Here is a 7704-nt window from a genome sequence, read left to right as displayed (position 1 = left end):
GGGCCGGATCGCGGCGGGGGACCCGGCGGGGCAGCACGGCCGGATCGTCCGTCCGCGTGGCCCAGGACGGGACCGACGCCGACGGGGAGGGGCCTGCCGCGGGGGCCGAGGGGACGGCCGGCGCCACGGCGGACCGCGCGTCGGCGGCCGGGGCGGCGGACGTGCCCGGCGCGCCGGGAAGGGCCGCCGCGTCCACCTCGCTCGCCGACAGGAGCAGCGTGGAGGGGATCATCACCTCGGCCGTCACCCCGCCGCCGGGGGTGCGCGACAGGGTGACGTCGACGTCCCAGCGGCGGGCCAGCGCGCCGACCACGAACAGGCCGAGCACCTTCGTCGGCACGACGTCGAGGCGCTCGCGGCGCACCAGGCGGGCGTTCTCCTCGGCGAGGCGGTCGGCGCTCATGCCCAGGCCGTGGTCGGAGACGGTGATCGACGCGCCGTCGTCGTCGGAGCCCACGACCACCTCGACGGGGCTGCCCTCGGGCGAGAACGACACGGCGTTCTCCAGGAGTTCGGCGATCATCAGCGTCAGGTCGCCGATGATGTCGGGCTCCACCACCGCGTCGGTCGCGACCCGCAGCCGCACCCGCTGGAAGCCCTCGATCTGGCCGAGGGCGGCGCGCACGACGTTGGACAGCGCGGTCGGCCCGGCGTCCAGGACGGTCTCGCGGATGCCCGCGAGCAGCATCAGGCTGTCGGCGTTGCGGCGCAGGCGCACCGCGATGTGGTCGATGGAGTAGAGACGCGCCAGCAGCGCCGGGTCGGTCTCGCCGCGTTCCACCGCGTCGATCAGGGCGAGTTGGCGTGTCGTCAGGTTGCTGACGCGGCGGCCGACGTTGCCGAACATCTCGGCCACGTTGCGCCGGCTGAGCACCTGGCGTTCCAGGAGCGCGGCCGCCGTCGTCTGGACGTTGTTGAAGGCCTCGGCGAGTTCGCCGATCTCGTCGTCCGCGGTGACCGGCAGCTCGCGCAGCCGCGGGGAGCCGGACTCCTCGGCGTCGTCGTCGGCGACCCGGGCGAGTTCGCGGCCCGCGACGTCGGCGACCTCCTGGGCGGCCCCGGTCAGGGCCAGCACCGGACGGACCACGGAGCGGCGCACCAGGATGGAGAAGGCGATCCACACGGCGAAGCACAGCAGCGCCAGGGTGAGCAGCAGCCCTGCGCGCCACTGGGCGCCGGAGGCGGTGTCGTCGGCCCGGTCGGCGATCTGGTCGATGAGCGACGCGGTGATCTTCAGCCGGATCGCGGCCTGCGCGCTGTAGTCGGGGTAGGAGGCGAGCGCGTCCCGGAACGACGCGCGGATCGCGGCCTTGGAGTCCGCCTGGAGCGCGCTCGGGTCCACGGCCAGTTCGGCGTAGTCCTGACTGATCGACGCCTGCGAGGAGTTGTGCTCGATGCCGCTGAACTCCTCGGACTGCGCGTCGTCGGCGAACCGGTCGAAGCGCTGTGCCTGGTAGGTGAACAGCTCGTAGGAGCCGACCGCGCCGGTGAACTCGATGAGCGCGTTGCTGTCGCCGGTGCGCGCGGAGAACACGCCGGTCTCGTAGGCGCCGTGCGCGGCGTCGGCGCGCAGCAGCGAGTCGAGGAGGTTGCCGGTGAAGGTGGTGGCCAGCGCCGCGTTGCGGTCCAGGTTCAGACCGTCGATGAGGCCGCGTGCGGCTCCCGAGTAGGCGGGGTCGATGTTGTCGGCGGGCAGGTAGCCCTGCTCGATGGTCGACCGCAGCCCCGACAGGCCCTGGATCTCCTTCAGGGCCTGGAGCTCCGAGTCCGGCAACCGGTCCCCGAAGGCGTCGAGCACCTTGCGCACCTGGGCGTCCACGGTGAGCTGGGCCTGCCGGTACCCCTCGCTGGAGGGGGTGCCGGCGTCGAAGGCCGCCTCGTGCCGGACGGAGAGCAGGATCGCCTGCTGGTGTTCGTCCTGGAGGTCGGCGACCAGCTGGGCGACCTCGGTGCTGTCGCGCACCAGTTGGGCGGCCTCCCTCGCGCGGCCGGACTCCTGCACCAGGTCGACGATGAGGTACGTCAGCAGGAGGGCGATCACCGTGAGCGGGATACCGACCAGTACGTTCAGCTTGCGCTGGAAGGGCCATCGGTCGGCGAAGCCCCGCAGTCCCCGGCGGGCGGAGGACGAAGCCGAGGATGCCGACCGGGCAGGCGCGTCCACCTCTTTCGTGGACACCGGGCCTCCTTCAAGAGGGTGTTGCAAGCGTGCAAGGGGGGTCTCGCATATGTGCATTTCCGTGCACACATGTGTCCTTGTGCGACGACACTGGAGCGGCCCCCGTACACCGCTGTGGCCGACGCCGACTGCTGTGGCGGAGGCCAACTCCGGCGAGACTATCGCCTATCCGAGGCGTCGGGCGCGTCGCCCCGCGTCAAGAATCCATTACGAAGCGGTACGCGAGCGCCGTCCTGGCGATCTCCCGGAGGTAGACAGGTCAGGTCTCCATCCGCACGCAAGTGATCACTGATCGAAGCCAATCGTGATCCTGTCGCTCTTGACTGATCAAGAAGTGAATGGCTTGGATCGGGTCAGAGTGTTTGAGTTCTCATCAACCCCACAGCCCGGAACGGGAACCGTGACTTCCAACGCCCTCAGCAGCAGGTCCCTCAGGAACCACCCCGGTGCGGCGGCCGTCGCCCTCGCCGCGATGACGGCCCTGCTGGCGGGATGTTCCTCCTCCTCCGACACCTCCGACCCGCTCGCCGGCGACAAGGCGGCCGGTGACACCGTGGTCGTCGGCTCCAACAACTTCGCCGAGAGCATCCTGATCGCCGACATCTACGGCGAGGCTCTGAAGGCCAAGGGCATCAAGGTGTCCTACAAGCCCAACATCGGCAGCCGGGAGACCACGTACGGCCTGCTCAAGAACGGTTCCATCACCGTTCTGCCGGAGTACAACGGCTCGTTGCTCGCCTACCTCGACGCGAAGGCCGAGCAGACCTCGCTGGCGACCGTGAACGCCGCGGTGAAGGCCAAGCTCGACTCCAAGCTGACGCTGCTGGAGTCGTCGCCCGCCGAGGACAAGGACTCCGTGACGGTCAACGCGGCGACCGCCTCGAAGTACAACCTCACCGCGTCCTCCACCCTCGCCGACCTGAAGGACGTCGCCCCCAAGCTCGTCCTCGGCGGATCGCCCGAGTTCCAGACCCGCCAGCAGGGCCTCCTCGGTCTCGACTCCGTGTACGGACTGAAGTTCAAGTCCTTCAAGGCGCTCGACGCGGGCGGCCCGCTGACCCAGGCCGCGTTGAAGAAGGACACCGTGCAGGCGGCGGACATCTTCACCACGGACCCGACCATCACCAAGGAGAAGTTCGTCGTCCTCCAGGACCCGAAGAACCTCTTCGGCTTCGCGAACGTGACCCCGGTGGTCTACAAGAGCGGGCTCTCCCAGGAGGGCGTCGACGCGCTCAACGCCGTCTCCGCCAAGCTCGACACGAAGACCCTGCTCGACCTGGACTCCCAGGTGCAGTTGCAGAGCAAGGACCCGCTCGACGTGGCCAAGGCGTGGCTGAAGACGGCCGGCCTGGGCTGAGACCCCGCCGCCCCGGCCGCCCCCGGCCTCCAAACCGCTGATCCGTTGGACGTCACCGCCTCCGCGCACGGACCGACCCGGGTGCCCCCGCGCCGGGAGGCCGCCCGGGTCCTCCTGGACGGCGCCACGCTCACCGTCGGCGAGCTGCTCGCACTCGCCGACGGCGACGCCGTGCCCGCCGTCGTCCCCGCGGCGCGCGAGCGGGCCCGGCGCTCGTGGCTGACCGCGCAGCGCCTCGCCGCCTCCGGGCGGCTGTACGGCCGGGGCACCGGCGTGGGCGCCCAGCGCTCGGTGCCGGTCGAGGAGGACGACGAGGCCGCGCACGGACTGCGGCTCCTGCGCAGCCACGCGGGCGGCGCGGGCGCCCTGCTCCCGGCCCGGCAGGTGCGCGCGATGCTCGCCGTGCGCGCCAACCAGCTGCTCGCCGGCGGCTCCGGCATCCAGCCCGCCTTCGTCGACGCCCTCGCCGACGCCCTTCGGCTCGGCGTCCATCCGGCCGTCAACGAGTACGGCGGGATCGGCACCGGTGACCTGACGGCCCTGGCCCAGACGGGCCTGACGCTCATCGGCGAACGCCCCTGGACGCGCCCCGAGCCCGGCCCGGTGAGCGGCTCCGGCGCCGTCGCCCCCGCGCCGGTGACCGCCCCCGCCCACGCCGTCGCCGCGCCGGTGCAGTTCGTGGTGGTCCCGCCCGGCCGTTCCGACGGCCCACGCCCCGAGCCGCTCCCCGACGCGCGGGCGCGAACCGCCGCCCGGGACGCCTCCGCCCCCGCTCCCGCCCCCGGTGTCGCCGGGTCTCCCGCGGCCACCCCGGACCGTGCCCCTCGTGACGCCGGGGCCGGTGCCGGGACTCCCGCGCCCGTCGCCCTGCGGGCCGGCGACGCCCTGGCGCTGCTCAGCAGCAACGCCCTGGCGCTGGGTCAGGCCGCGCTCGCCCAGGGCGAGTTGGATGTGCTGCTGCGGGCCACCCACGTCGTCGCCGCGCTGTCCCTCGCCGCGGTGTCGGGCTCACCCGAGGCCTACGCCGCGCCCGTGCACGCCCTGCGCCCCTATCCCGGCGCGGCCCGGGCGGCGGGCGAGGTGCGGCGGCTGCTCGGGCCGGCCGAGGGTCCGGCGGCCCGCCCCGGCGGACGCGTTCAGGACCCCTTCGGCTTCCGCGCCTTCCCCCAGGTCCACGGATGCGCGCTGGACGCCTGCGGGCGACTGCGCGAGGTCGTCGAGGTCGAGATCAACTGCCCCTCCGAGAACCCGCTCCTGGACGCCGACGCCGACGCCGCGTACCACCACGGCGGCTTCTTCGCCGCGCCCCTGGGACTGGCCCTGGACGCCGCCGTCCTGGCCCTGTTGCAGACGGCCCAGCTCTCGGCCGCCCGCCTGGCCGCGCTCGGCGACCCCGGCCTCACCGGCCTGCCCGCGTTCCTCGCCACGGGGCCGGTGAGCAGCTCGGGCACGATGATCCTGGAGTACAGCGCCCACTCGGCCCTGGCGGAACTGCGTTCCAGTGCGGCGCCGGCCTCGGCGGGGCACGCCGTCCTGTCCCGGGGCCTGGAGGAGGCCGCCAGCTTCGCCGGCCAGGCCGCCCGGCAGGCCCTGCGCGCGACGGAGGCCTACGCCGTCGTCCTCGCCTGCGAACTGGTGGGTGCGGTGCGGGCGTTGAGGCTGCACCCGGATCCACCCCGTGTGGCGGCGTTCGCGGTGGCGGCGCAGACCCTGCCCGAGGAGACGCGGGACCGCCCTCTGACCGACGACGTGACGGCGGCCGTCGGGCTGCTGCCGGTGCTGGCCGGACTGTGAGGCGGCCGCCGCAGAGGCCCCACCCGCACCCGCACCGTCGCGAGGTCCGGTGGGCCGCGCGGCGCCGGTGAGCGGGGCCGGGAAAAGGCGGGGAGAACGAGGGCGGGCCGGGCTAACCTCGGCGACCGTGAACAGAAGACGGCAGAAGAAGCTCACCTCGCGCCTGGTCACGGCGGCCCTGTGCGGGACGGCGCGGGACGTCGACCGCCTGCTGCGGGCCGGCGCGGACCCGGCGAAGGCCGACGCCGAGGGCACCACCCCGCTGTACACGGCCTGCGTCCACGGCGCGGCCGACTCGGCGCGCCGACTGCTGGAGGCCGGGGCACCGCCGGACGCCGAGAGCGCCGGCGTCGGCGCCGAGGGCACCGCGCTGTGCGCGGCCGCCTGCTGGGGGCACGTCGAGACCGTGCGCGTCCTGCTCGCCCACGGCGCCGACCCCGGACTGCGCGAGGATCACGGCACCGGCCTGACGCCCCTGGCCTGGGCGACCGCCGGACCCCATCCGGAGACGATCGCTGTCCTGCGCGCGGCCGGCGCCCGCTGACGGCGACCGCCCGGGGCGGGCGGATCAGGCGGGCGGATCAGGTGGGCGGGGGCGAGCGCAGGGTGAAGTCGGCGATCAGCCGGTCGATCAGGGCGATCAGCACATCCCGGCACGACTCCCGCTCCCGGGCGTCGCAGAGCAGGACCGGAACGTTCTCCGGCAGCGCCAGGGACTCCCTGATCTCCTCCGGGGGATACGGGTGCAGGCCGTGGAAGCCGTTCACCGCGACGACGAAGGGGATCTTCCGCCGCTCGAAGAAGTCGACGGCGGCGAAGCTGGACTCCGGTCGCCGTACGTCGATGAGGACCACCGCCCCCAGCGCGCCGATCGCCAGGTCGTTCCACATGAACCAGAAACGCTGCTGGCCGGGCGTGCCGAAGAGGTAGAGCACGAGGTCGTCCCCGATGGAGATGCGCCCGAAGTCGAGGGCCACGGTGGTGGACCGCTTCTCCTCGATGCCCTTCAGGTCGTCGACGTCCAGGCCTGCCACCGTCAGCGGCTCCTCCGTGCGCAGCGGCGTGATCTCGCTGACCGCCCCGACCATGGTCGTCTTGCCCACTCCGAAGCCGCCCGCGATGAGGATCTTCACCGTGTCGGGGGCCGCCGCCGGCACGGCCGGGGGAGCGGCGGTGTCAGATCCGGCCAAGGCCGTCCCTCACTTTCTGCAACAGGTCCAGGTCATGGGCGCCGGTGACGGAGCGGGGCGGTCGGGCCGTGATCAGCCCCGCCTCCAGCAGGTCGCAGAGCATGATGACGACCACGCTGACCGGCAGGTCGAGATGGGCCGCGAGTTCCGCCACCGCCACCGGCCGCGCGCACAGCCGCAGGATCCGGGCGTGCTCCGGCTGGGGGCGCCTCGTCCGTTCGGGCGGCGGGTCCACCGCGGTCACGGTGGTGATGAGCGTGAAGTCGGCGCGGCTGGGCCGGGTCCGTCCACCGGTGAGGGCGAACGGCCTGACGAGCCGGCCCGCTTCGTCGCCTCCGCTCACCTCACCCGCCGTGGGTGCGCGCGGCGGGACCGACATGGGCCCGCGGCGCCGCGCTGAGGTGCTCGCCGATCTTCTTCACCAGCATGTTCATCTGGTACGCCACCACGCCGACGTCCGCGTTCCTGCCTGCCAGGACGACGAGATGGGCGCCCGGGCCGGCCGACGTGAGGATCAGATAGCTGTGGGCCATCTCGATGAGGGCCTGACGCACCGGACCGCCGCGGAAGTCCATGCTGACGCCCTTGCTGAGGCTCATCAGACCCGACGCGGTCGCCGCCAGCCGTTCCGCGTCCTCCCGCAGGAACCCGGTGGACTTGCTCACCACCAGGCCGTCCTCCGAGAGCACGACGGCCTGGTTGACGTCGGCGACCCGGTCGACGAGACCGGTGAGCAGCTGGTCGAGCTGGGTGTTGGTGCCGGGGAGGGAGGGTGTCATCGCGGTGTCCTTCATGAGCGGTCGGCGTGCGTGGTCGAGATCGGGGAGGCGCCCGGGGCGCCCGGGGCGGTGACCGGCGGGCCGTCGCAGTCCGGCGCGGCGGCCGCCTCCGGCTCTCCGAAGGAGCGGTCGTCGGGGTCCGCGTCCGTCTCGGAGAGGGCCCGCCGGGTCCCGCGCTGGAACCCGGCGAGCGAGGACGCCGCGCGCTCGGCGGTGAAGTCGTCCGCGAGGCCGTCGTCGTCGGCGTACGAGGCGCGGGCGGCGCACGCGGCGTCGTCGCGCAGCTCGGTGGCGAGGCTGGTCTGCGGTATGCGGCGGGGCAGCCGGAGCGGCCCGTCGGCCCGGGGGGCCGGCTCGGCGGCCGGGGCCGGGGCAGCGGCGGGGGCCCCGGTGCCGTCGTCGATG

The 7704-nt window shown here is 73.5% G+C and carries 7 protein-coding genes and 1 pseudogene; 3 read left to right on the top strand and 5 right to left on the bottom strand.

What is annotated here, in order from left to right; all coding sequences use genetic code 11:
- A partial coding sequence (locus KMS84_RS36715) for a sensor histidine kinase (RefSeq protein ID WP_256920883.1) occupies positions 1 to 2179 on the bottom strand: 2179 nt, incomplete at its 3' end.
- Positions 2180 to 2579: 400 nt separating this feature from the next.
- Here KMS84_RS36715 and KMS84_RS36710 point away from each other — a divergent pair.
- The 3 genes from KMS84_RS36710 (at position 2580) to KMS84_RS36700 (ending at position 5874) form a co-directional block, all read left to right on the top strand.
- Entirely contained in the window at positions 2580 to 3536 is a 957-nt protein-coding gene (locus tag KMS84_RS36710; RefSeq protein WP_256920882.1) for an ABC transporter substrate-binding protein, read from the top strand.
- A gap of 45 nt (positions 3537 to 3581) precedes the next feature.
- On the top strand, positions 3582 to 5330 hold the full coding sequence (locus KMS84_RS36705; RefSeq protein ID WP_256920881.1) for an aromatic amino acid ammonia-lyase: 1749 nt from the start codon (positions 3582 to 3584) through the stop codon (positions 5328 to 5330).
- A 127-nt stretch (positions 5331 to 5457) separates the two neighbouring features.
- A complete protein-coding gene (locus tag KMS84_RS36700) occupies positions 5458 to 5874 on the top strand; it encodes an ankyrin repeat domain-containing protein (RefSeq protein WP_256920879.1) in 417 nt (138 codons plus the stop codon).
- 37 nt (positions 5875 to 5911) lie between these two features.
- Here the strand turns inward: KMS84_RS36700 and KMS84_RS36695 are convergent, their stop codons facing one another.
- The 4 genes and pseudogenes from KMS84_RS36695 to KMS84_RS36680 all read right to left on the bottom strand — a co-directional run.
- Positions 5912 to 6520: a GTP-binding protein gene (locus KMS84_RS36695; protein WP_256920878.1), complete on the bottom strand. Its 609-nt coding sequence runs from the start codon at positions 6518 to 6520 to the stop codon at positions 5912 to 5914.
- Positions 6507 to 6863, bottom strand: coding sequence for a DUF742 domain-containing protein (locus KMS84_RS36690; RefSeq protein ID WP_256920877.1), 357 nt, complete (start codon positions 6861 to 6863; stop codon positions 6507 to 6509). The genes KMS84_RS36695 and KMS84_RS36690 overlap by 14 nt, the downstream gene beginning before the upstream one ends.
- Before the next feature lies 1 nt (position 6864).
- Positions 6865 to 7299 (bottom strand): roadblock/LC7 domain-containing protein, encoded by a 435-nt coding sequence (locus KMS84_RS36685; RefSeq protein WP_256920876.1) that lies wholly within the window; start codon positions 7297 to 7299, stop codon positions 6865 to 6867.
- Between the two features lie 11 nt (positions 7300 to 7310).
- A pseudogene (locus KMS84_RS36680) lies at positions 7311 to 7704 on the bottom strand (histidine kinase); the annotation flags it as partial.

Source organism: Streptomyces hilarionis (genome assembly GCF_024539675.1).
GTDB classification, from domain to species: Bacteria; Actinomycetota; Actinomycetes; order Streptomycetales; family Streptomycetaceae; genus Streptomyces; species Streptomyces hilarionis.
Note: the sequence above shows the minus strand (reverse complement) of the source record. Positions and strands in the feature narration are given on the sequence as shown.